We start from the raw sequence: 23683 nt of genomic DNA on the forward strand, positions 1-23683 counted from the left end.
TGGTCTGGCTGGGGAGCCACCAAACCGTCAACGATCCTATTCGACTGGCCGGTAGGCAGACCGTCGCGCAACCCTTGGGATACGAGACGTCTCACAGGGCGCGACAATGGGCGATGACGGCTGCACCTCATTTGACTCGCAGCGATGGATGGTGGTCTTTTCGCAGCGCCATTTGTCACTCCCCAGCACGTAAGGGGATTCCTCAGCGGGCCACTGTGAACATCAAACGGTGTGGTCTGGGACGATGGTTTTATGCATGTGTGGCTTACGGACTGGCAGGTCGCGGAAGATCATCTCCTCATTAGAGTCGGTGACACCATAGATTGGACCCTGTACCCAGCCGACCGGAGCTGGGTGTCGCGATTGCTCGGTGATCGTCTTGTCATCGATTGGCAGTTCGATACATATGGCGATGCGGTGGACCAGCCTGCCCTGCGGGTGTCGGGAGAAGTAGCTGAGCTACGGAGTGTTCGGTGTCGTCAGATTCAAACGGATGATGGCTTCGTGCCCGTCATTGGCGAGGCGACGCTGCAGCCGGTAGCAGACACATCTGGTTCATGGATGCGCCTTGCCCGCCAAGAGGAGAGTGCCGCTGTTCCAGGCGCTGAGACGATCACTTGCAAGTTCCCATACACGAGTTCCGGTGACAGCGTTGAAGCCGAAGATCTCTACGGCTACGTCCTATCGCTTGCAGGTAGCGACGGAGATTGCGGCAGCGCGGAAGCGAGATGACCGGCGCCCGCAAGCCGGTCCCTGTTTGGATACGTGTATCTCTGACATGGGACAACGGCACTTCACAGCAGGCGTCGCCCCGTTGGACCGGACCCATGCACTGTCCGGAAATGGTGCCACATACGGCAGCATTGGATGGCCGCCGGGGCGAATGCCAGGGATGCCCGTCTAGGTTCGTTCGCTTGGCTCAACGCCGTGGCCCAGACGTGCCCAGAGGCCATCCCGCTCGGGCCCGATAACGCGGGTGGCGTCAAAGGTTCCGTCCCTGTCGAACCGGGAGTCTACCGTCACCAGAAAGCCCTCGCTGCCCGCGAGAGCACCATGTAGCTGCGTTCATGAATGGCGTGGAGCGGTGGCGGATCCTTCGATTGCACGTCGAAGACAAGATCCCACTCGCGGAGCTGGCCCTGGCATCAGAGGTCAGTCTGCGCACGCTTGAGCGCTGGCACCGGTCGTTCCAAGAGGGTGGCATCGCGGCGCTGGATCCGCGTCCCAGGTTCGATGCCGGCAGGCGCCGTACCGCAGCGGAAACGGTGGCACTCATCGAGAGGCTCGCGCTGACAAAGCCCCGTCCAAGCCTTGCAACCCTGCACCGGCTCGCTGTCGCCGACGCCAGACAGAGGAACGCTCCGGCGCCTGGGTATTCGACGGTTCGGGACATCGTCACTGCGCTGGATCCCGGACTAGTCACCCTCGCCCTCGAGGGGCCCACGTCCTACCGCGACCGGTACGAACTCGTGTACCGCCGCCGGACGGAACGGCCGGACCAGATATGGCAGGCCGACCACACCGAACTCGACATCCTCATTCTCGGCGCGAACGGTAAAACGGGCCGCCCTTGGCTGACCACGGTGGTAGATGACTATTCCCGGGCAATCTGCGGCTACACCGTCTTTACCGGCGCACCCGCAGCCTTGAACACGGCACTCGCGCTGCGGCAGGCAATCTGGCGCAAGCAGAACCCTTCCTGGGTGATGTGTGGACTTCCTGACATCCTGCACGTCGATCACGGCTCCGACTTCACCAGTCAGCACCTTGAACGCACCGCCGTCACGCTGCACATCCGCACCATCCATTCCACCATCGGCCGGCCACAGGGCCGCGGCAAAATCGAGCGCTTTTTCGGCACAATCAACACCGAAGTCCTTGCGACCTTGCCGGGGTACCTTGCTCCCGGAAGCCGTTCACCACAGCCAGTGCTCGACCTGCCCACAAACGACCGGGAAATCGGCGCCTTCATCTCCATCTACAACAACCGGGCACACAGCGAAATAGGCACATCACCCAGGGACGCCTGGGTCGCTGACGGATGGCTTCCCCGCTTGCCGGACACCCTCGAAGAACTCGACGGACTCCTCCTCACCGTTCCGAAAAACCGCGTCGTGCAACGCGACGGTATCCACTTCCAGGGCCAGCGCTACCTCTCAGCCACCCTCGCCCCCTTGTCGGACACACCATCACCATCCGCTACGACCCCCGAGACATCTCCGAGATTCGCGTCTTCGACCGTAACACTGATGATGGACCAGCCATTCATCGTGACCAAAGAACACCGGCGCTTCACCGAGTTCGCCAACGCCGTACGGAAAGAGCGCACCATCGGTATCTGCCATGGGGACGCCGGCGTCGGCAAAACCTACTCCGCCCGCCGCTACGCAAACTGGGATGCCCTGGAACCGTACATAACAGACTGGCGGTCCCGCGACGCAGAAGAAGAGGCCAAGCACTTCTCACTCGCCAACAAGAACCGCGCCGTTTTCTACACCCCGGAAGTACTCTGCCGCCCTGGAGAACTCATGGCAGAGATCCACCGCTCCCAGGTCCGGATCGCCTCATGCATTGATGGCCACCTCCACCGGCAACGATCCAACAACCCCTCGCCTCATGAACGGCATCACCGAACTCGTCGAACTGCTCATCATCGACGAAGCCGAACGCCTCACCCCAACAGCCCTGGAACTCTTCCGCGACAACCACGACCGGACCCGGCTGGGGATCATCCTCATCGGCATGCCTGGCATCGACCAACGATTCCGCCACTACCCGCAGCTCTACAGCCGCCTCGGATTCTCCCACCGCTACCGCCCCCTCGGCCGCGACGAACTCCTGTTCGTCCTCGATCGACATTGGAAAAGAATCGGCCGATCACTCGACCCCGACGACTTCACCGACGCCCAGGCAATTGCCGCGATCGAGCGGATCACTCGCGGCAACTTCCGGCTGCTCGAACGGCTCTTCCCGCAGATCACCCGTGTGCTGAAGATCAACCAACTCGAAACCATCACCGATGATGTCATCGAAGCAGCCGCCAGCACCCTCGTCATCGGGAACTAACGACAAAGAGCGCCAACAAAACTCCACCAAAGAGCGCCGAACTCCACAGTCATAGGTGTCCTGACCTCGTCACCTGACGTTCACCGAACCGCCCCCGCAGGTTAATTACCGATCAGTAACTTGGTTGGCGCTCAACAGGCAACTTCCTTCACACACGAAAGACTGGACCCCATGCCTCAACCCCAGGCAAAACGCAGATTCAACCGCAAGGGCGCAGCGGCCACCGGCGCTGTTGTCCTCGCCGCTTCAGCACTGACATCAGGCCTGCTCGGGCTCGATACCGCGACGGCCGCCGGCACCCCCAGCGGCACGGCCACGCCGATCAAGCATGTCGTAGTCCTCTTTCAGGAGAACGTCTCCTTCGACCACTACTTCGCGACCTACCCGAAGGCGGCCAACACCGCCGGCGAGACCCAGCAGGGCTCCGGGACCGCAGCAGCGGCCTTCAAGGCTTCCGAGGACACTCCGAAGGACATCAACACCCTCGCCCACGCCGGCCTGCTGGCACCGAACAACCCCAACTCGGTCCAGCCGGCGCGGCTGTCCCCGACGCAGGCCGTCACCTGCGACCAGGACCATGAGTACACCGCCGAGCAGAAGGCGTACAACGGCGGGCTGATGGATAAGTTCGTGGAGTTCACCAGCCGGGATGCCTGTGCACCGAACCAGTACGGGCGCCCCGGGCTGACGATGGACTATTACGACGGCAACACGGTCACCGGGATCTGGAACTACGCCCAGAACTACGCCATGAGCGACAAGCACTTCAGCACCGTCTTCGGCCCCTCCACCCCGGGCGCGCTGAACCTGGTCTCGGGGCAGACCCACGGTGTCAAGGAATTCACTGCTGCCGGCCAGCCGGTGAAGCCCGCGGCCAGCGACTACACGGTCCGCGTCCCTGACGCCAACGGCGTCGGCACCATGATCAACGACCCCGACCCGGTTTACGACGACTGCTCCAACAACAGCCACGCCAAGACCAACAACCTCGCCGGCATGACCGGCAAGAACATCGGCGACCTGCTCAACGACAAGGGCGTGTCTTGGGGCTGGTTCCAGGGCGGCTTCACCCCCACTACCGCGGCAACCGCCACGAACCCGGCCGCCTGCAAGAGCACCCACAACAACGTGGCAGGCGTCTCCAGCACGGACTACAACCCGCACCACCAGCCCTTCCAGTACTACGCCTCCACAGCCAACCCGCACCACCTCGCACCGGCGAACGACGCCGAAATCGGCCACAACGGCCAGGCGAACCACCAGTACGACCTGACCGACTTCAACAAGGTGGTCAACAGCGACAACATGCCCGCCGTGTCCTTCCTGAAAGCCTCCAACTACCAGGACGGCCACGCCGCCTACTCGGATCCGGTCGATGAGCAGAACTTCATCACCAAGACCGTCAACCAGATCCAGCAGTCCAAGAACTGGAAGGACACCGCCGTCGTCCTTGCCTACGACGATTCCGATGGCTGGTACGACCACGTCGCCGCCCAAGTGAAGAACGCCTCCAACAGCCCCGACGACGCCGCCTGGTGCCAGAACGCGGCGGCCGCCGGTGTCCCGGTGGCCGCCGGTTACGCCGACCGCTGCGGCCCCGGCCCCCGCCAGCCGCTGGTTGTCATCTCCCCGTACTCAAAGAGGAACTTCGTGGACCACAACGAAACCGACCAAGCCTCGATCCTGCGCTTCATCGAGGACAACTGGCACACCGGCCAGATCGGTGACTCCTCGGCCGATGCGACCGCCGGGTCCATGGAGGCGATGTTCAACTTCCATCACGCACGCAACGACAAAGTCCTGCTCAATGAACAGACCGGTGCCGTCGCTGCCATCACCCACAACGGCCACGGCGGCGGAAACTAGCCACCTTCTACTGCCCTTCACCGGGCAGTTCCGTCCAATATCATGCACGGTCAGCCCAGAAAGCCGACCGCGCCGAACCCCGACACCACTCTGGAGAACCCATGAAGTACACGAAGCTGCTGACCGCGGCCGCCATCACCGCCGGCCTCGCCCTGGGAACAACCCTCCCGGCCCACGCCGCCGACACCAACCCCAACGGCACGGAAAACCACTTTGACCTGCAGGCGCACCGGGGCGGCATCGGCATGACCGTCGAATCAACTCTGGCCTCTTTCGCCAAGGGTATCGAGACCGGCGTGAGCACCCTGGAAATGGATCTGCAGATCACCAAGGACGGCCGCGAAGTCATCACCCACGACCGCAAGATCAGCGGCCAGAAGTGCAAGGACACCGCGCCCGTCACCCCCGGTGACCCGGCCTACCCCTACGTCGGCAAGTACATCAAGGACCTCACCTTCGCCCAGGTCCGCAGCCTGGACTGCGGCTCCCAGACCCTGCCCCAGTTCCCCGGCCAGCAGGCCTCCCCCGGCGCGAAGATGCCGACCCTGGCCGAAGTGTTCGACCTCGCCGACCGTTACCGGGCCAGCCAGGTCAAGTTCAACATCGAGACCAAGGTCGAAGCCGGCGCACCGGAGCAGACTGCCCCGCGCGAACAGTTCGTCGACGTGGCCCTGCGCGAAATCAACAAAGCGCACATGGCAGGGCGCGTCTCCATCGAAAGCTTCGACTGGGGTGCCCTGCGCCTGGTGAAGGAGCGCCAGCCCGGCATCCGCACCGTGGCACTGACCAACAAGGACTTCCTGCAGGCCGGACAGCCCGGCAAGTCGCCTTGGCTGGGCGGGATCGACGCGGACGACTTCGGCGGCGACCTGGTGGACTCGGCTGCTTCCCTGGGATTCGACGCGATCTCCCCGGTCCACGGCACGCCGCAGAACGGGAAAGTCACCGACCCCGGCTACGTGCCCTACGTGACTGCGGACATGGTGGACCGGGCCCATGCCAAGGGAATGCAGGTCATTCCGTGGACCGTAGATGACAAGCCGACCATGCGTAAGCTCATGGACGACGGCGTCGACGGCCTGATCACCGACTACCCGGACCAGCTGCGCGATGTGCTTGCGGAGCGGTCCCTGAAGCTGCCCAAGCAGTACACCCTGGAGCCGGGAGCCCCTGCACTGCGCTGATAAGCGGATCCAGCCCCGAAAGGCCCCTGTTCCGAAATAGCGGAACAGGGGTCTTCTTTATCCGGAACCGTGAAGAAGCTCTTTGGGTCGTCGGCACCGAGCAGGTCGTGGTGGAACGGGATCGCGTCGACCGGTCTGGTGTCGGCGAACAGGGCCGCCACGGTCCGGGAGTGGACGACGGTGTAGCGGGTGAGGCCGTCCACCCAGGAATGGATCCCGGTGTACTCCTCGACGTCCAGCCCGTCACCGAGCAGGCCCCGCTCCGAGAGCAGGTGGTGGACAACATTCCAGGCGCGATCCATCAGCTCGTTGATCGCCGCTTCCACTGTTGGAGCCGTCATACGAATATGGTGCTCCTGGGCACTGACAGCCCTGTGATGGGCATCCCGCGTGTTGCCAGGCCGTGTCCAGGGCCGATCAGAACTGGCCGTCGTAGCTTTCGCGGATGGCTAGGGCCGTGAACTTCCAGCCGGCAATAATCTCGCTCAGGTCGTGCTCCGGGGATGCCCTGCCCAGTCGGCGAACCACCTTCATCTCGGCTTCCATGGATGCTGCCATCCGGTCCGCGTAGTCGATCAGCTCTCGGATCTTCATGGCTGGAAGGTCAGGTGGCTCGGGGTAGATGATGATCTCTCCATGCGGCCAGTGTGCCACGCCTCCTCTGGACAGTGGCGCTCGGCATTCCTACCGTTAGGGCGTGCCCGAGCCGATGGAGGACAGCGGCACGGGCGCGGTCCAGAAACAGCCACTCATTTGAGGAGAGCGCCATGACGACAGCACGCGAAATCATGACCGGCGGCGTCGAATGCGTCGGTGAGAACGAAACCCTGGAAGCGGCGGCCCGGAAGATGAAAGAGCTGGACGTCGGGGCCCTGCCGATCTGCGGGGAGGATAACCGGCTCAAAGGCATGATCACGGACCGGGACATTGTCATCAAATGCTTCGCTGAAGGCGGTGACCTGCGGACGGCCAAGGCCGGGGATTTTGGCCAGGGCAAGCCGGTGACCATCGGCGCGGACGACTCGATCGAAGAAGCCATCAAGACGATGCAGGACCACCAGGTCCGCCGGCTCCCGGTCATCGACGGCCACGACTTGATCGGCATCATCAGCCAGGCCGACATCGCCCGGAACTACCCGGAGGACCGGGTCGGAGAACTCGTGGAGCTCATTTCCTTCTACTGAGCCAAGCAAAGAGGAAGGGCCCTACGTCGCGCGACGAAGGGCCCTTCCTGTGCAACCGTTGGTCAGTACCCGGCGGGCTGGTCGAAGCGCTGCCCGGCCGGGTCCGGCCCCAGGACCGCGAACACGAACAGGATGATCGCTCCGGCGTCCCGGCGGCCGGGAACGGCGCGTCATAGTACGGGGCCCACAGGGGCGGTTCACCCTGCCAGGACTGCTGCTGCGGCTGCTGTGGCGGGTAGGGCTGCTGGGAAGGGTATTGCGGATAGCTCAAGTCTTCCCCCAAAGTCAGAGTGATGAAACGAATTCATCGTACGGTCGGGTTGCAGCCGAAAAGCCGCATCAGGTGGGAAATTTACGCGGAATTTCCCTACCCGACGGTGGATGTCATCGGGTGCGGCGGTATCCCCGGTCGGCCAGACCACCAATAGCCCCGGCCAAGGCGGCCGGGAGGGCGACGAAGGCGGCCAGGTGGCGCGCCAGGCTGTACGGCATAAGCAGGGCGATCCCGCCGACCAGGATGGCAGGTGCAGCAACGCACGCCGTCACCCAGTGCGGGTGCCCCCGCAGAAACGACCAGACAGCTGCAGCCAACGACGCTGCGGACCCACCCAGCAGATACAGACTGCCCACCCGTGCGTCCTCCACGAGGCCGGGCTCCGTGATGAAGCCAAAGAACATTGACCTCAGCAGGCCGGTGACCATCAGGACAATGGACGCCAGGACCAGGACCGCCCAGAGGAGGGCGCCGGGCCATCCGCGGACTGCAGTACGGGGCTGCCTCATACTTCCCCCTTCCCGACAGATCTAACGGCTGCCCCCCGGTCGGGACCTAATTAGCAGGTCTCCGACCTCGCAGTCCAGAACGTCGCAGATCGCCGTCAGAGTGGAAAAGCGAATGGCCCTCGCCCTGTCGTTTTTGAGCACCGACAGATTCACAAGGCTCACGCCGACTTTCTTGCTGAGCTCGGTCAGTGTCATTTCCCGCTCCTCGAGGAGTTCATCGAGCCGGCAGTGGATGCCTGAGTCCTCTGCCGGCATCAGACCAGACCCTCGGTATCCTTCTGGAGGCGGCGGCCGTAGTGGAAGGCTCCGGCCACCAGCACGAGCACCAACCCGAGCGCCAACGGCGCGATGTTGAACTCCGCTGCGAAGATATAGAAGTCAGGGTCAGAGCGTCCGTTCGCTCCGATCAGGTCGGCAAGGCGCGTCCGCGCCCAACCGTCAAGGATCTGCCCAGCCGTGCCGGCCAGCGCGAGAACCGCCCCACAGACGCCCACGATCCAGGCGGATCCTGCCGTGAACAGAACCGCGCTGCGAAGCCGGAAGGCAAGAACAAAGAGGAGTGCAAGAACGGCCAGGATACCCATTTGGCTTAGCGCCCCGCCCCAGGCAAGGAGTGCCGCCTGCCCCGTCGGGACAGCAGGGATCACGGCCTCCAGGGACGTGTAGTGCCCCGTCGAACCCAATTCCAGGCCGCTGGCAGTCTGGCCGGACCCTGCCACCGGGAGCTCCAGAGTCACAGGCCCCGTGAAGTACCCGGCAATGCCGATGATGGTCAGTACCGTCGAGACGACGGCGAGCACCCCGGACGCGACCATCAGAAACATCGCGTCTGCTCGGGAGACCACCTTCCCGCCAACGTCCCGGAATGCGCTCTTGCCGTGGGCCAATTTCATAACTCCCCCAGTCCTGTTATCGAATCGCGTTAATATCGACAATCAATAACGTAAACCAGAAGCCGCATTTTGGCCATACCGATCCCGCACCGAGCATGACCTCCTTCAGCACCTCTGCCCATGGTGCAGCAGCCGTTACCTCTAGACTGCCGCCACGAGCTCCCGAACCCGTGCATACCGTCAGGCGCATGCGGCAGTCACTCGAAGCGTCACCGCCCACGACCTGCTCGGCGTCCTGGACCCCGGGGGCTCCGGCCGATGAGTAATTCAGGCCGAAGCCGGTCAGGCTTTGCCCATCTGCGACGGACAGGTCGTGCAGCCGACGATGACGGGCACGGCGCCGATGACGAGAGCGCCACGGCGCGCGGCTGTGTCAAGGTCAATGCCGGTGTCGGTGATGTCCAGATAATCCCCGCTGATGACGAGGATCCGACCGGTCCGGGTCGCGGCCTGGATCCACGCTGTGTCGTCGTCGCTGTGCGGGTCGAGCTGTTCGCGGTACAGATTTTCACCACCGACGTTGAGCAGGAGCTGGGACCAGGGCGTGATGGTGATGCCGCAGTCTGCCTCTGCGACATCGGCCTGCTGCAGAAGCGCGGAGCAATCCGGGCTCACGGCCAGTTCGAAGCGGTGGGCGAGCAGGAGGGACACCAGGGCCGAGGTCAGTTCGCCGCCGTTCTCACGGAAAGTCAGCACAGGGTTCAGCGTGAAGGCCAAGATTGGGAGCACCCTGATCCTTCCGGTATCGCACTGTTGAACGAAAAGGACGCGTGCAGCGACAGGTTTGAGTTCGGCCTGTGTCCAGGGAGCTTCGTGAACCGTCAGCGCCGGCTGTTTGCAGCTGCGGTGGCAGACGCAGTCGGTGAATGTAAGGCATTCGGTTCCGTCCGGGGCGGCGCTGCGCATGATGTCCACGCACAGGGAAACGGGTTCACCGCTGCCCAAAGCGCCCCGGCACGTGCCGCAGTGCCGCGCGAGCTTTGCGGCCAGCAGGGCGTACTCTCTTGTGTCGGCGCCTTTGAAGGACTCAAGACCCGCGTCCCAGGCGACGTTGCGGGTGATGGGCATGGGCTTGATCCTCTTCAGTTGTGCCGCTGGAGCGGCTGCAATGGGACATGATGTTCAACCTTCCACACTTGGATGGACGATCCTGGTTCAACCGTTCCGGGCCCTGACCGGCGGGTGATGTGTGTCCCCGGTTCGGCACGGAACAGCCTGCCGAGCCTGGACTGCGGAAAGGTTGGAGGACCCTATGACCTTCTACGCCCATTCCCGTTCTCAGGGCAAACGCAGCCAGAACCAGTAGTAAACTACCGGATGCAACGTTAAATGTGGTTGGGGAAACCTTGGGAATCCCCTCCGAACCCCCTCGTCCAGGGGGTACGCGGACCCCTCATGCAGTTCCTCGGTTCCCAGCGGTCGGAGCCGTGGACTGCTGAAGCGGGGCAAAACCACAGCCTGCGGCCGCGCGCCGCCGAACACATTCTCCGCTGGTGCCATTCCAACCGGCTATGGCATTGCCGGGTGTTCAGAACCGCGCCGGCAACAGCCGTGCGGGGAGGTCTGCCTCCGCCTCGGCTGACGTGGCAGGGAGGGGCCGGTCAGGTTCCAAGTTCAGCACAGGATTTCCCACCGTCCCCCGCCGATGCTGGCTGCAGCCCTTCCGGCCCGGTGCCCGGCACTGGGGACGAGGGCGGCCAGCAGGAGGAGTTTTTCCACAATTCAAGGGGGAGATCATGTTCAAACCAAGTAACCGCCGTCGGGCCGCCGCAGGCTTGACAGCCTTTGCCGTGAGCGTCCTGGGACTGGCGGCAGCCAGCCCCGTCCGGGCCGCCGCGGCCATCAACGACCCGCCGGCGCCACCGCACTCCATCGACGTTTTTCCGGTCCGGGACTTCGTCTCGGCAGACGGGTATGCCGCCTCCGACCGCCCCACCATCCAGGTGATCCGTGGTGGCACCATCATCGGCACGGCCTCAAACCTGGTGCCGCAGAACGGCCTGGTCGAAGTCAACCATCCCGGCGGAGGATGCTGGGAAGGCGTAACCCCGGACATCCGGCCCGGCGACATCGTCCGGTTACTCACAGCACCCGACACCGGAGACCAGACCACGACCGCGAACGTCACTGTTACCCAGTCGGCAACCAAGATCGACGCCGGAACCGTCGTGATCAAGGGAACGGCCGTGGCCGCCGGAGGCGGACAGATCCCGGTGGACCAGCTTGAGACCCGGATCGTGGCCAACAAGCAGGCCTTCGTGACCACCGGGAAGCGGACGCTGCGCGCCAGCTCGACCCCCGGCGACGCCGGGATCCTCGCCTACGACGGCCCGGGGCTGACAACGTGGACCGCCACGTTCAAGGGCCTGGACAAGGTCAGCACCGTTGATGGCCTCTCCGATGCCGACCGGGCCGTTGCAGCCACCTCCGGAACAGTGGGCATGTGGCTGGGCCGTAACCCTGGAGCCGTAGCAGAGGGCACCCACTTCGAGACTGCAGAAATCCCCGGCCCGGCAGCCCCGTGCACCGCGCCCCTGGCCAAAGGCCCCACGGCGCCCGACATGACCGCCGCCACGGACACCGGCGCATCACAGACCGACAACATCACCCGCAACACGTCCCCGGCCTTCACCGGAGCCGTCGGACTTGCCACTTCCACCAACGTGAACCTGTACGTGGACGGCATCTCCAGCGGCACCGCCGCCGTGGCTCCGGACGGCAGCTACTCCCTGACCCCGTCGATGGCCCTGGCCGACGGCCAACACACGATCACCGCGAGCGAATTCACCCCCGGCGGAGCCGAAACGATGTCCGCCGGTTCGCTGAGCATCACGGTCAGCACCGCCGCCCCGGCCGCCCCGGTTGTCACCGGCACCAACCCGGCGTCAACCGGCGCCAGCACCAAACCGGCCGTGAAAGGCACGGCGGGCCCCGGTTCCACCGTCAGCCTCTTTACCGATGCCCAGTGCACCGCCCCGGGCATCGCCACCGGAAGCGCCGCTGATTTCTCCGCAGCAGGCATCCCGGCCACCGTGCCCGCCGCCTCCACGACGGCGTTCTACGCCACCGCTACGGACGTCGCCGGAAACGTCTCGGCCTGCTCGACCGGTTCGGCCAGCTACGCCCAGGACTCCGTGGCTCCGCCAGTACCGTCCATCGGGGCATCCAGCACCACCGGCCTGGTCAACACCACCACCGCCACGGTCGGCTTCACCGACTCCGAAACCGCCGCAACGTTCACCTGCGCGCTCGATAATGCGGCGCCGGCACCGTGCACCAGCCCTGCCAGCCTGACCGGCCTCGGCCAGGGAACACACACCTACACGGTCCGTGCTGTGGACGCCGCAGGCAACGCCAGCGCCCCCGCGTCAGCATCCTGGACGGTCGACACGGTCGGACCGGCCGTCACTATTTCAAGCCCGGCCGGCAAGGTCATCAACGACACCAGCCCGACCTTCCAGTTCGCCGCATCGGAAGCCGGATCCGCCGTCACCTGCTCACTGGACGGCGCTCCCGCGGCTCCCTGCACGACCAGCACCACCCAAACCAGCAGCGCCCTGGCGGACGGGCCGCACTCCTTCACGGCAACCGCCACCGACCCGGCCGGCAACACCGGCGCCGCCACCACCTACGCGTTCAGCGTCGACACCCGGGCCCCGGCCGTCAGCATCGACACCGCAGCACCGAGCCCGACCAACAGCAACACCCCGGGCTACACCTTCTCCACCGAACCCGGCGCCACCCTCACCTGCGCCCTCGCCGCACCAACCACCGCAGCACCGGCCTTCCAGCCCTGCACGGGCGGGTCGTTCCGGACCGGTCCGGTAGCCGACGGGAACTACAAGTTCACGGTCAGGTCCACCGACGCGGCCGGAAACGTCGGTACGGCCAGCAGCCTGGTCACAGTGGACACCGCAGCCCCGGCCGCACCGACACTCACGAGCCAGCCGCCGGCAACCACCGGGCTCACGAGCATCTCGTTCGGCTTCAGCTCCTCCGAGCCCGGCGCATCGTTCCAGTGCGCACTCTCACCGCAGACCCCGACGCCGTGCGCCACTGGCGAAACCTACGGCCCCCTCACTGACGGTACCTACACGTTCAAGGTGCAGGCCAAAGACCAGGCCGGGAACCTCAGCGTGCCCACCACCGCGACGGTCACGGTGGCCAAGGACACCATCGCCCCCACGGTGACAGGCCGCACCCCGGCCGTCAACGCGCTGGCTACCAGCCAGGGCGGCAGTGTCACCGCCACCTTCAGTGAGAAAGTTACCGGAGTGAACGGAAGCACGTTCACGCTGAAGAACGCCGCAGGAAGCGCTGTTACCGGCACCGTCGTCTACGACCCGGCTACCAATACCGGCACCTTCAAACCAGCCGCCGCACTCGCCGCCGACACCCGCTACACGGCAAGCCTGAGCGCCGGGATCACCGACGTGAGCGCCGGCAACCCGCTTACGGCCACCAGCTGGACGTTCACCACCGGACCCGTCCCCGTTGTCAGCTCAACGAACGCACCCTCCGGTGCAACTGGCATCAGCCAGACCGCGGACATCACCGTCACCTTCAGCGAAGGCGTCACGGGGGTCAGCGGCACCTCGGTCACCCTGAAGGATGCAGCAGGGGCGACCGTGGCAGCGGTGGTCAGCTACAACGCCACCACACGGGTCGCGACCCTGAACCCGTCACCGACGCTGACCGCCGACAGGAAATACACCGTCGGTCTCACCTCAGGCATCAAGGACGCAGCGGGCAACCCTCTGACCGCGACCGCCTGGACATTCCTCACCGGTCCCCGGCCAACCGTCAACTCAACAACTCCGGCCGCGAACACCACCGGCATCAGCCGCACCAACAACATCACGGCTGTGCTGAGCGAGAACGTCACCGGCGTCAGCACCGGCACCTTCGCACTGAGGAACACCATGACAGGGGCCCTGATACCCGCAGCCGTGACCTACAGCGCGACCGCCAAAACCGCAACACTGAACCCGACCGCCACCCTGGCAGCGAGCACGAAGTTCACCGCAACGGTGTCCAGCAGCATCAAGGACCTCGCCGGCAACCCGCTCACCGGCAAATCCTGGACATTCACCACCGGACGCTAGGAACAACAGCCCGAAGAAAGGAACCAACAGCAAGCAAGGCCCGGGGCCGCCCTCAGAGCGACTCCGGGCCTTCGCCATGCTGGCCCGGACGCCCGTCTAGAGGGCTGACCACTCAACGAGGGGGGCAAAACAGCCGCGGCCCGGACAGCACCTGCAATTCCCAGGGACACAACGGGATGATCATCCTGTCCCTGAATCGAAAGGGCGAAACGGACAACTACAGATGGCCGCTCCGGGACGGTGAGCCACCCGGGTGTAACGTGCTGCCTCTTCTTGATCCCATCGTGCACATTTGCTGCGCCATCCTTGATGCCACCCGTGCAGTCTTTCCATCCTTTCCGAAGTGGAGGCCCTCCGCGAACTGGAGACGCTGCCGGTTGAGGCCGCCACGGATCTGACCTCACCAGTGCTGGGTATTCCAGCCAGGCATTTCGTGTAGGGTTTGGCGCCGACGGACCCGTAGCCGGACGATTGCCGCGGATGGACAACAGAGGGGTAGAGGGTGCAGACGAACGGATCAAGAGCCCGGCTCGCCCGCCAGGACGATGAGCGTGACGCCGTCCAGACCGCTGGTCTGCGAGGATGAACCGTGCAGAGAAGCGGCCGGCCATGTCCCTCTCCGGCGCGTCAATCCAGCGTTCTGCCAGGATTTCACACGGCCCCTGACGCATACTTGACGCGCCTGACGAACCGCCCTCCTGCCGGCGGAGTCAGGAGCACCGGGACCGCGGCGCCTCCCCCAAGCGCGTCCAGGTTCCGGTGCGCCCACGTGCCGGGCAACGAAAGCGCGCGACCAAGGCGGGGTGTGACCTGCGGCCGGCGGCGGCTGGAAGGAACATCCAGGTCTCAAAGGCGCTCCACGCCGCCGGCCTGTGATCATTCAACACTAGAAGTAGGGTCGCTGCATCAGGAGTCTTTCCCGGGTGCCGCTGGCAGCGGACCGGCCTGGCCGGGACTCAGAACCGATAACCCTCCCTCAGATAGGCCCCCTATCCCCTGCCCTGTTCCAAGGTTCCCCGGGCAAGACCCCACCAGTTGTCGACAGACTCGTGGCCAGACGGAGGAAAGCTCTTCCTCTGCAAGGACAGGACCGGATAAGGATAGCCTTCGCGGCTCAGGCGAAAGGGTAGCGATGACAATTCTCGAACTTCCCCCAGTGATCGGACGGCAGCGGGACCTGGGCTCCCCACAGAGGCGGACCCGTATCAAATACCTGGCCCAGCCCGTCAGGGTAGCCTCTTGCAGTTCCAGCTCCGGCGGCTGATCCGTGAAATCCTTGCAGATCCAACCTTGGATCCCGCCGTCTACCTCTCTCTCGCCGGCCACCTGGCAGCGGACCCACGGAATCCGGAACAGGTGCTGCTCACCCATCTCCGGGAAATCCAGGAACCGGCTGATCTGCCGCCCTTCAAGGCCTGCCGGTAAGACTGTCGGTTACACTACTGCCCAGTTCTGCTCTGCTGCGAGCTGCTGTCAGCCAGCCCAGCTGCTGGCCGATGCCCATGCCCTTCGTCGGGATCTCGTACGGCCACGGGCTGCCGTAGACGGCGTACCGGTACTGCTCCCTTGCCAAAACGGTGAGCATGACGTTATCCAAACCCGCCAGCTCGACGGCCGGCTGTTCCTGGACCCTGCCGCGCCAAGCGTGGATGGGCGGGGACGTGGGTGGTTGGTACCGAGCCGCACGTCGTAGTGGTCCAGGATCATGTCGGGGCGGACCAGGCCGTGCTTAGCGCTCAGGATGTACCAGCGGTCGCAGGTCCGTTCCGCGTAGGCGCACGCTTTCGTGAACAGCTGGGAGACGTAGAGTTCACTGGCGGGCGCCGTGCGGCGCAGCTTCTGCGAGGCGCAGCCGACCAGGCCGACTTTCTGGTGGTGGATCCCCATGCGAGGACGCAGGCGGAAGCCAAGTGCCGCATTGCGGGATTCCCCGAAGTTGCGGCAGTCAAGGCAGGCATAGGGGGGTCGTTTGGAGGAGAGCCGTCGTGGCATGAAAAAGCCGGGGCGGAGGCTCATGTCCGGCCCGCCCCGGCTTTCTGCGTTTTCTGGGTTAGCGGCGGATGTCGCCGGTTCCGTCGGTCTCGATGCGTTCCCTGCGGACCTCTTCCTCAACGATGACCTCGTCCGTCACGGTGTCCTTGTCGAGGCGTACACGCTCCACCGGAACGGTTTCCTTATCCACGACGGGCCGTTCCTCATGAAGGATCACTTCGTGTTCCTCTTCACTGATGGCCGGCCCGTCCATGGCTGCGCCAATGTTGGCGTCGGTGATGGGTTCGCGTTCGATGCGCACCTCTTCGCGCTCGACCGGGACCGTGGTGGTGACGTTTTCGGTGGTGACATACTTGCGCAGCCGGGCCCGGCCGGCGGTCTGCCGCTCGGTGTCCACGTTCAGCCGCTCCTCGGAACGGGTCATCGCGTCATCCGTGGTGGGACCGGACGTGTCGTGGCCAACAGAGCCACGGGCGTCAGTGTCGTACCCGGCGGTGCCGGCCGAGTTGTTGTCCCCGTCCCGTCCTGTGCTGGCGTCGGTGTAGGTGCGTCCCCCACCGCCGCTGATCTGATAGTAGGCGTAAAGCCGGTCTTCCTCGGACGGGTCCAGGTGGCCGTCAGCGTCCACCCGCGGGGCATCCTTGACCTGGTCCTTGGAGTACGGGACGACCAGGTCGTCGCCGTCAACGCGCGCGCCTTCGAGCGGGACGAAGGATTCAGAGGTTCCAAACAGGCCGGTCTTCACCGTGACCCAAGTGGGCTGCCCGCTGTCGTCATCTGCATAGACCTGCCCGATGGAGCCGATCTTGTCCCCATCCGTCGAAACGACGTTTCCGTTGCGGTCGAGGAGGTCGTCGATATGTTCCTTGGCAAGCATGGTGTCTCCTTGGATCTCGTTTGTGCGATGTCTTTTGGAGGGGCCGGCCACCCTTGTCGGGCCAGTTCCTGCGGCCCATGACAAACAACCTAAGCATGCTTACTATCCATTTGCAAGCACCTTCACCATGTCAAAATGCCGCACTCATTGAGCTGGCCGACAGGTGGCCTCACACTGGATTCGCACCGACCAGGCCACTTCAACGCTTCCTTCGCCGGACGCGTTCCGCTGCAAATCATCTTTGCTGATCGTGCACAAGCCGCGGTGGTGTCACTCAGGGCGTATCGGCCATTAGTATGAAGCAAATTCGCCATGGCAAGCGGCGCGCGGAGCCATCCGACGAGCCTTCCAGGTGCATCCTACTTTTCCTAGCCGGGGGGCAACACGCATGTCATCAGTCCAGTTCGAGCCCGTTGGGGACAATGTTTCAGTGGATCTGTTGGGCGAAGCAATCGTACGGATCGTTCTGAAGCCTGGGGCGCGGATGACTGCGGATGATGGGGCACGCGCGCGGCAAGATCTTCTGGCCCTTACGGGAAGCAAACCCTCAGTGGTACTGCTGCAGATCACCGGCGTCGGCTCCGTCAGCCGGGAAGCGGTCGGTGTTTACAGCGAAGCAAAAACGGTCCGGGCATTCGCCATCCTGGGTTCAACCCCGGTGGACCGGGTCATCGCCCACGGTTTGCTGGGCCACCCCAAGCCGGAGTGCCCGACCGAATACTTCACGGAACTGAATGGCGCCCTCCACTGGCTGCTCCAGCACGTACCTGCGGTGTAGTAACCGGCAGGCTTCTGCCTGGACTGTTTTAGCGCGCAACCGGGTGGAGACCCTGCGGGTGCCGGCGTCAGTTCTCGTGCCGCAGGACGGCGCGTAGCCGGGCTGAACGACTGCCGATGCGGTTAGACTGGCCGGTCCGGTGCTTGCGGGCCTTCTGGTCTGCGTGGGTACCGGCAGCACCGGAGGCAGCGAACTGGACCCGCTGGCGCACCAGCTCGGCTGGCAGCGCGAACCCGGGCTTTCGTTTCTTGCGGGCGGGCATGGGAGGTCATCCTTTCGGGCGTGGTTCAGCGGGCATGGTCGGCCCTGCCCCTCCGATGTGTGCGGCAGCCACACTGGCCTTCGACGGTCACCTGCAGAGGCTACTCGACGATGACACTGCCTTCAACCAGAGTAAGCGTGGTGGCGGAGTCCGGCGCCGTGTCGATAGCTTCCTGGACGTGCACGGAGAACATGCCGATGGAGGCCTTCTCCAGCGTCCACCCCGGCCACATCGCATGCCAGGCGGCATCGTCGATCGTGATACGTCTCCGGATCTCGTCAGCGGACTCCCGGAAGGTGAATGAGCGCGTGCCATCACTCTTGGCGGTAATGGACACGGTCCCATAGTGAGAGACCTGGGCGGCGCCGACATCGGCCAGCCCTGCCGTCAAGTCAACGGCAAAGGTGCCCAGATCGGGCGAAACCATGTCCTCGCCTACCCGCTGCTCGTTGAGTACGCCGTGTTGATCCTGCCTTCCCCGAGGCGTGTGGCTGCCCCGGTTCGTGCTAACCGGGTGTCAGCGCGCCGTCACCGCCCGGGTCTTGGCGTTGACGCGGGCAAGAGTGGTGTAGCCGGCTTTGCTGCCGGTGACCGTGACGGTCATGGTCTTGCGAACATCGGCGGCACCCAGAATGTAGGAAGCGCCGGTGGCTCCGGCAATGTTCAGGCCGTTGCGCTTCCACTGGTAGCGGAGGGTGACTGGTGCAGGGTTCCAGATGCCGGCACCGGCAGTCAGTCGCTGGCCTTTTGCCGTTTCCGGCGATCGTGGGGACCGGGGCTGCGGTGAGGTTGGCGGGGTGGAGCGCAACCACGGTGACCACGTTGCGGTCCGGGAAGGTGGCATAGAGGCCGGAACCCCAAGGGTTGGCCGTCAGGCTGCCAATGCGGCCGGCCAACCTGGGCTGCCAGGGCGTTCTTGGTGATGTCCACGACCAGGACATCACCGGCGTTACCGTTGACGGCGGTCGTGTACAGCCGGGTTCCGGCCTCATTGACCAAGAGTTCGCGCGGCACGCCCGGCAAGGGGATGTCAGCGGTGATCCTGTTCGTGCTTGTATCGACCACACACAGCCCGAACAGGTGCCCGACGTACAGGTAGCGTCCGTCTCGTGCTCGCCTCGAGCTGCCCCGGGTATGTGCCGACACTGATCCGGCCAATGGCAACGTTGCGGGTCGCGTCTATGACCGTCAGTTCTCGGTGCCAGCGGGGGGCCGAGCAATAGAGCACGGGCGTGGCGCCCGCTGTGGATGGGGCGCTCAAGGTTCCCGACTTATCCCTTGACTGCCCGGGTTCGCGCCCTCAAAACACGGGCAAAACACGGAGTTGGGTCGAGTTTGACGACATAAAAAACCGCTAGAACCGGGCTACTTCCCTTTGTTCCAGCGGTTTTCTTGGTGGAGCTGAGGGGACTCGAACCCCTGACCCCCTGCATGCCATGCAGGTGCGCTACCAGCTGCGCCACAGCCCCATATTCTTGCTGCTTCGGTTCTCGATCTCTCCGAAGCAACTCAAATATCTTAGACCAGCATTTCTGAAAATTCCAAATCGGGCATATTCGGTCCGGCAGCTACTCCTGATCGGCGGCAGCGCTGGCCTTGGCAGAGGCGTCGTCCCCCAGCTGCAGGTCCACTACCGGGCAGTCCTTCCACAGGCGCTCCAGGGCATAGAAGACGCGGTCTTCCTCATGCTGGACGTGGATGACGACGTCGGCGTAGTCCAGCAGGACCCAGCGGCCGGCCGAACGGCCTTCCCGGCGTACCGGACGAAGGTCCTGCTTGATGAGCTCCTCTTCAATGCCGTCGACGATGGCGTTGACCTGGCGTTCGCTGGGTGCCGAGGCAATGAGGAACACGTCCGCCAAGGCCAGCCGTTCGCTGACATCAAGGGCGACGATGTTTTGGGCGATCTTGTCCGCCGCGGCCCTGGCTGCATGCCGGGCTATGGTGACGGACGATTCGGATGCGGTCACGGGACTCCTTGTAGTGATAAAAAAGCGTAAGTAGTGGTACTGGCTGAAGTCAGCGTGCGAGACCGCTGATGATCATGATGACCCCGGCAACAAGGGCAATGGCGCCGAGCGCCACGACGCCAAGCTGAATCAGCTTCAGCCGGTTGGCCCGGGCGAGTCCGGCAGTGGCCGCGTCGAGGGGTTCCAGCCCGTAGGCCGACTTGGCTGACACCGGCGGCAGGGTCGTAACGTCTTCACCGGACTCATCGGTCCAGGCGTTTTGGCGGGTGCCGGCCGGAGGTGCTGCTGCCGAACGCGCCGCCGCTTCCGCCCGGGCAATAACCCGCGACCGCCCGGTGGACGGCGCGCCTGAACGGGAGGCCTTGGCGGCCCGGTTGCCACGCGCCGGGACCCGCGGACCGGGGTTGGTCACCACGGGAACATGCGAGGTGGCCGGCCGCTTCATGACGGGACGGTCGACGCCGGGCACCTGTTCAAATTCCAGCGGGGTCACCATGGCAAGGTTGCTGGCCGTGGAGGGACCGTTTTGTCCGCCCTGCTGGGGTGTGTTCTGTTCGGCAAGCTTCTGCTTGGCCATGGCCCGCTTGTTGAGCACGGCGGCCCGTTCGGCCAGGGCAATCTGCTGGGCCAGGATTTCCGGATCCACGGCTTCAGGGTCAGTAGCCGCGATGTGTTCCATCTTGGCGATCTGGTTCTTCGCCTGTTCAGCGAGGAGTGCACGCGCCTCAAGGGCCTGCTCCACAGTCATGCCGTCGGGCAGTTCGTCTCCCGCCGGAGTCGCGGGCCGCGGGCCCGGACCGGTGGCGGGAGAGGTTGCCGGCTTGGATCCGGCGGCCAGAGCGGGCTTGCCGGCCGTTCCGGACGAGGAGTCAGACGCAGAAGCGGACGATTTCCCGGTGGAGGCATCGCCGTCGGCCGGCGGCACAACGGGCATCGCCGACGTAACAGCCTGCTCCTTGAGCTGCATCAGCCGCAGCTGGCGGCGTGTTGGCGGCCCACCGCCGGAAAGCTGCTCTTCCTTTTCGGCCAGCTCCTTGATGGTCCGCAGGGCCGCCCTGTCGCGGGCACGGATCTGTGACGAACGCTCGGCGGCTGAACCGGCCGCCGGGGAGTCCACGGGGCCCGGCGCTACCCGGCGCACGCGCCCGGTGTCATCCTGGCTGCTGTCTGCGGCGGCCGGCCGCTTCGAACCAGGCGGGTTTGAGGGGGGAACCTTTGAAACAGGTGGCTTCGAGGCAGGGGTTTGCTCGCCGGCACCCGGAGGGGCGGCGTTCCGGTTCTTGGCCAGGGCTTCATCCCGGGCCTTGCGCAGTTCTCGGCGGCTGCGGATCGGTTGCTGTTCCTGACTCATCTCAAACTCATTCAGTGCTGGCTGGATCGTTTGTCTCGGTAGTTTCGGAGCTGCTGTTCCCGGCCGGTGCGGCGTAGAGCCCGTATTTCGCGATGTACTGCACCACACCGTCCGGCACCAGGTACCAGACAGGGTTGTGGGCGGCAACGCGGGCACGGCAGTCGGTAGACGAGATCGCCATCGCGGGGACCTCGAGCAGGCTGACGTCCTTGCGGCCCATGCCGTCGAGCTCATGGCCTGGCCGGGTAACTCCCACGAAGTGGGCCAGCGACCACAGCTCGTCGATGTCCTTCCACGACAGAATTTGCGCCAGGGCGTCAGCGCCGGTGATGAAGAACAGGTCGGCATCCGGCCGCTGGGTCCGCAGGTCGCGGAGGGTGTCGATGGTGTAGGTGGGCCCGGGACGGTCCACATCGACACGGCTGACAGTAAACCGCGGGTTCGACGCCGTGGCAATCACCGTCATCAAGTAACGGTGCTCGGGTTCGCTGACCTTCTTGCTGGACTTTTGCCACGGCTGGCCAGTGGGCACGAACACGACCTCGTCGAGTCCGAACTTCGCTGCCACCTCGCTGGCGGCCACAAGGTGGCCGTGATGGATGGGATCGAACGTCCCGCCCATCACGCCCAGCCGCAGCCGGCGCTGCGTATCCCTGTGGTGCAGTGCGGCGGAAATCTTAGTGGCCCTGGCCGTGGTCGTGCTTGTTGGGGTGCTGGCGGTGCGGGTCAGCGTGCTCATCAACAGCACTGTGGCGGTTGCCCAGGTTGCCGTACGAAAGGGTGACGAACATCAGCACCACGAAGATGGCGAACATCGAGATGCCAAAGACCCACGGCTCGGCCCACAAGGGCGCCCTTTCCTCGTGTTCGGCAACTGACGCGGCAATCTGCTGGAGCAGCATTTTCTCCCCTATAGGAATAAAAAGGATGACGACGGCGGAAATTCCCGCCGGTCCGGACTTCTTTACTATGTTACCGCTATGTCGGGAGCGGTTTCCGCGATGTTAGGCGCGGACCTGGCCCTCGCCCTGGACAATCCACTTGGTGGTTGTCAGCTCGGTCAGGCCCATCGGGCCGCGGGCGTGAAGCTTCTGCGTGGAGATGCCGACCTCGGCTCCCAGGCCCAGCTCCCCGCCGTCGGTAAACCGCGTGGACGCGTTCACGATGACCGCAGCGGAGTCGATTTCCGCGATGAAGCGTTCGGCGTTCCGCAGGTCATTGGTCAGGATGGCCTCGGTGTGTCCCGTCGACCACGTCCGGATGTGCTTGACGGCATCGTCCAGGCTGTCCACCATGGCCACGGCCAGGTCCAGGTCCATGTACTCGGTGGCCCAGTCCTCGTCGGTTGCCGGCAGTGATTCCACCGATGCAGGGAGCGCGGCGCGCACGCGGTCATCGGCATGCAGCCGGACACCCGCCTTGCTCAGGGCTGCGGCAACGGCAGGCAGGACCGTCGAGCCGGAGTGGACGAGGAGCGTCTCCACCGTGTTGCAGACGCTGGGGCGCTGCGTCTTGGCGTTGAGGAGGATCTCCACTGCCATGTCTTCACTGGCTGATTCGTCGATGAAGATGTGGACGTTGCCCTCTCCGGTCTCGATGACCGGCACGGAGGAGTTGTTGACGACTGTCTGGATCAGTTCACGGCCGCCGCGGGGAATCAGCACGTCGACGCGTCCGCGGGCACGCATGAGCACGTTGGCGCCCTCACGGCCGTACTGGTCCACGGTCTGCACGGCATCGGCGGGCAGGCCCACGGACTCCAGCGCATCGCGGAGCACACGGATGAGGGCCTCGTTGGTGAAGGCTGCGGCCGAACCGCCGCGGAGGATCACGGCGTTGCCGCTCTTGAGCGCCAGGCCGGCGATGTCCACCGTAACGTTGGGACGGGCCTCGTAGATGGCTGCCACTACGCCCATGGGAACGTTGACCTGGCGCAGGCGCAGGCCGTTGGGCAGGGTTTGTCCGCGCACCACATTGCCCACGGGGTCGGGCAGCCCGGCCAGGTTCTCCAGGGCGGCGGCGAGGGCGGCAATGCGGGTGTCGTTGAGGGTCAGCCGGTCCAGGAGGGCGGCGGACGTGCCATTGGCCCGGCCCGCTTCGACGTCCTTTGCGTTCGCGGCGAGGATCTGCTGCTTATTCGCGAGCAGGGCGCTGGCGATGGCGCGCAGGGCCTTGTCCTTCCAGGCCCGGTTGGCGCGGCCCATGCTGCGGGCGGCCTGGCGGGAACGGTCGGCGATCGCGTAGACGGCCGCCTCGACGTCAGCCGGTGTGGGCTGGCTGTCTGCCGGCAGGGTGGGGACCGTCGTAGCGTCGTTGGATGTCTCAGCTGCTTGGTTCATCAGTGCCTCAGTCATCATTCAAGTCTAGGCGAA

The 23683-nt window shown here is 64.7% G+C and carries 23 protein-coding genes, 1 tRNA gene and 4 pseudogenes; 10 read left to right on the forward strand and 18 right to left on the reverse strand.

What is annotated here, in order from left to right; translation table 11 throughout:
* The first annotated feature begins 252 nt into the window (after positions 1-252).
* The 6 genes and pseudogenes from ACFVTE_RS14230 to ACFVTE_RS14255 all read left to right on the forward strand — a co-directional run bounded on the left by ACFVTE_RS14230 (position 253) and on the right by ACFVTE_RS14255 (position 6116).
* Positions 253-732, forward strand: coding sequence for a DUF6578 domain-containing protein (locus ACFVTE_RS14230; RefSeq protein ID WP_387101462.1), 480 nt, complete (start codon positions 253-255; stop codon positions 730-732).
* A 335-nt stretch (positions 733-1067) separates the two neighbouring features.
* Positions 1068-1766: pseudogene (locus tag ACFVTE_RS14235) on the forward strand (DDE-type integrase/transposase/recombinase); the annotation flags it as partial.
* 275 nt (positions 1767-2041) lie between these two features.
* Positions 2042-2212: pseudogene (locus ACFVTE_RS14240) on the forward strand (hypothetical protein); the annotation flags it as partial.
* A gap of 40 nt (positions 2213-2252) precedes the next feature.
* Positions 2253-3066, forward strand: a pseudogene (locus ACFVTE_RS14245) (AAA family ATPase).
* Between the two features lie 171 nt (positions 3067-3237).
* Complete coding sequence (locus ACFVTE_RS14250; protein WP_387101367.1) at positions 3238-4932, forward strand: phospholipase C; 1695 nt, start codon at positions 3238-3240, stop codon at positions 4930-4932.
* A gap of 101 nt (positions 4933-5033) precedes the next feature.
* The gene (locus tag ACFVTE_RS14255; protein ID WP_387101369.1) at positions 5034-6116 is read left to right on the forward strand and encodes a glycerophosphodiester phosphodiesterase; all 1083 of its coding nucleotides are present in this window, start codon (positions 5034-5036) and stop codon (positions 6114-6116) included.
* Here ACFVTE_RS14255 and ACFVTE_RS14260 read toward each other — a convergent pair.
* A complete protein-coding gene (locus ACFVTE_RS14260; RefSeq protein WP_387101373.1) occupies positions 6023-6457 on the reverse strand; it encodes a hypothetical protein in 435 nt (144 codons plus the stop codon). The two genes, ACFVTE_RS14255 and ACFVTE_RS14260, sit on opposite strands and share 94 nt — an antisense overlap.
* A gap of 76 nt (positions 6458-6533) precedes the next feature.
* Complete coding sequence (locus ACFVTE_RS14265; protein WP_387101375.1) at positions 6534-6770, reverse strand: hypothetical protein; 237 nt, start codon at positions 6768-6770, stop codon at positions 6534-6536.
* A 113-nt stretch (positions 6771-6883) separates the two neighbouring features.
* On the opposite strand from ACFVTE_RS14265, the gene ACFVTE_RS14270 reads away from it, so the two are divergent.
* On the forward strand, positions 6884-7300 hold the full coding sequence (locus ACFVTE_RS14270) for a CBS domain-containing protein (protein ID WP_387101377.1): 417 nt from the start codon (positions 6884-6886) through the stop codon (positions 7298-7300).
* 384 nt (positions 7301-7684) lie between these two features.
* On the opposite strand, the gene ACFVTE_RS14275 is transcribed toward ACFVTE_RS14270, so the two are convergent.
* From ACFVTE_RS14275 to ACFVTE_RS14290, 4 genes are all read right to left on the reverse strand, one after another.
* On the reverse strand, positions 7685-8083 hold the full coding sequence (locus ACFVTE_RS14275; protein ID WP_387101379.1) for a hypothetical protein: 399 nt from the start codon (positions 8081-8083) through the stop codon (positions 7685-7687).
* A gap of 21 nt (positions 8084-8104) precedes the next feature.
* Positions 8105-8338 carry a helix-turn-helix domain-containing protein gene (locus ACFVTE_RS14280; protein WP_387101380.1) on the reverse strand — a complete coding sequence of 78 codons (234 nt, stop codon included), beginning with the start codon at positions 8336-8338 and terminating at the stop codon, positions 8105-8107.
* Positions 8338-8976 carry a hypothetical protein gene (locus tag ACFVTE_RS14285; protein ID WP_387101382.1) on the reverse strand — a complete coding sequence of 213 codons (639 nt, stop codon included), beginning with the start codon at positions 8974-8976 and terminating at the stop codon, positions 8338-8340. Before ACFVTE_RS14285 ends, ACFVTE_RS14280 begins: the two co-directional genes overlap by 1 nt.
* 282 nt (positions 8977-9258) lie before the next feature.
* Positions 9259-10044 carry a hypothetical protein gene (locus ACFVTE_RS14290; protein ID WP_387101384.1) on the reverse strand — a complete coding sequence of 262 codons (786 nt, stop codon included), beginning with the start codon at positions 10042-10044 and terminating at the stop codon, positions 9259-9261.
* Positions 10045-10712: 668 nt separating this feature from the next.
* On the opposite strand from ACFVTE_RS14290, the gene ACFVTE_RS14295 reads away from it, so the two are divergent.
* Both ACFVTE_RS14295 and ACFVTE_RS14300 read left to right on the forward strand, forming a co-directional pair.
* Positions 10713-14081, forward strand: coding sequence for an Ig-like domain-containing protein (locus ACFVTE_RS14295; protein WP_387101386.1), 3369 nt, complete (start codon positions 10713-10715; stop codon positions 14079-14081).
* Positions 14082-15320: 1239 nt separating this feature from the next.
* Positions 15321-15506: a hypothetical protein gene (locus tag ACFVTE_RS14300; RefSeq protein WP_387101388.1), complete on the forward strand. Its 186-nt coding sequence runs from the start codon at positions 15321-15323 to the stop codon at positions 15504-15506.
* Here ACFVTE_RS14300 and ACFVTE_RS14305 read toward each other — a convergent pair.
* From ACFVTE_RS14305 to ACFVTE_RS14315, 3 genes and pseudogenes are all read right to left on the reverse strand, one after another.
* Positions 15490-15666 carry a hypothetical protein gene (locus ACFVTE_RS14305; RefSeq protein WP_387101465.1) on the reverse strand — a complete coding sequence of 59 codons (177 nt, stop codon included), beginning with the start codon at positions 15664-15666 and terminating at the stop codon, positions 15490-15492. The genes ACFVTE_RS14300 and ACFVTE_RS14305 overlap by 17 nt on opposite strands.
* 134 nt (positions 15667-15800) lie before the next feature.
* Positions 15801-16097, reverse strand: a pseudogene (locus tag ACFVTE_RS14310) (DUF6884 domain-containing protein); the annotation flags it as partial.
* Between the two features lie 34 nt (positions 16098-16131).
* Complete coding sequence (locus tag ACFVTE_RS14315; RefSeq protein WP_387101390.1) at positions 16132-16950, reverse strand: PRC and DUF2382 domain-containing protein; 819 nt, start codon at positions 16948-16950, stop codon at positions 16132-16134.
* 550 nt (positions 16951-17500) lie between these two features.
* Here ACFVTE_RS14315 and ACFVTE_RS14320 point away from each other — a divergent pair.
* The gene (locus tag ACFVTE_RS14320) at positions 17501-17728 is read left to right on the forward strand and encodes a hypothetical protein (protein WP_387101392.1); all 228 of its coding nucleotides are present in this window, start codon (positions 17501-17503) and stop codon (positions 17726-17728) included.
* A gap of 67 nt (positions 17729-17795) precedes the next feature.
* Here the strand turns inward: ACFVTE_RS14320 and ACFVTE_RS14325 are convergent, their stop codons facing one another.
* The 9 genes from ACFVTE_RS14325 to ACFVTE_RS14365 all read right to left on the reverse strand — a co-directional run bounded on the left by ACFVTE_RS14325 (position 17796) and on the right by ACFVTE_RS14365 (position 23665).
* Entirely contained in the window at positions 17796-17990 is a 195-nt protein-coding gene (locus ACFVTE_RS14325; RefSeq protein ID WP_387101394.1) for a hypothetical protein, read from the reverse strand.
* Positions 17991-18090: 100 nt separating this feature from the next.
* Positions 18091-18417, reverse strand: a complete 327-nt coding sequence (locus ACFVTE_RS14330; protein ID WP_387101396.1) for a hypothetical protein — start codon at positions 18415-18417, stop codon at positions 18091-18093.
* Between the two features lie 90 nt (positions 18418-18507).
* Entirely contained in the window at positions 18508-18834 is a 327-nt protein-coding gene (locus tag ACFVTE_RS14335; protein ID WP_387101398.1) for a hypothetical protein, read from the reverse strand.
* A gap of 549 nt (positions 18835-19383) precedes the next feature.
* A tRNA-Ala gene (locus ACFVTE_RS14340) sits at positions 19384-19459 on the reverse strand.
* Positions 19460-19558: 99 nt separating this feature from the next.
* Positions 19559-19960, reverse strand: coding sequence for a ribosome silencing factor (gene rsfS / locus ACFVTE_RS14345; RefSeq protein WP_387101400.1), 402 nt, complete (start codon positions 19958-19960; stop codon positions 19559-19561).
* 49 nt (positions 19961-20009) lie between these two features.
* Positions 20010-21311 (reverse strand): hypothetical protein, encoded by a 1302-nt coding sequence (locus tag ACFVTE_RS14350; RefSeq protein ID WP_387101402.1) that lies wholly within the window; start codon positions 21309-21311, stop codon positions 20010-20012.
* Between the two features lie 7 nt (positions 21312-21318).
* Positions 21319-22050, reverse strand: coding sequence for a nicotinate-nucleotide adenylyltransferase (gene nadD, locus ACFVTE_RS14355; protein ID WP_387101404.1), 732 nt, complete (start codon positions 22048-22050; stop codon positions 21319-21321).
* Positions 21989-22213 carry a hypothetical protein gene (locus tag ACFVTE_RS14360; RefSeq protein ID WP_387101406.1) on the reverse strand — a complete coding sequence of 75 codons (225 nt, stop codon included), beginning with the start codon at positions 22211-22213 and terminating at the stop codon, positions 21989-21991. Before ACFVTE_RS14360 ends, nadD begins: the two co-directional genes overlap by 62 nt.
* A 102-nt stretch (positions 22214-22315) precedes the next feature.
* On the reverse strand, positions 22316-23665 hold the full coding sequence (locus tag ACFVTE_RS14365; RefSeq protein WP_387101408.1) for a glutamate-5-semialdehyde dehydrogenase: 1350 nt from the start codon (positions 23663-23665) through the stop codon (positions 22316-22318).
* Positions 23666-23683 lie beyond the last annotated feature (18 nt).

Origin of the sequence: Arthrobacter sp. NPDC058097 (genome assembly GCF_042884885.1) — a bacterium.
Lineage (GTDB): Bacteria > Actinomycetota > Actinomycetes > Actinomycetales > Micrococcaceae > Arthrobacter.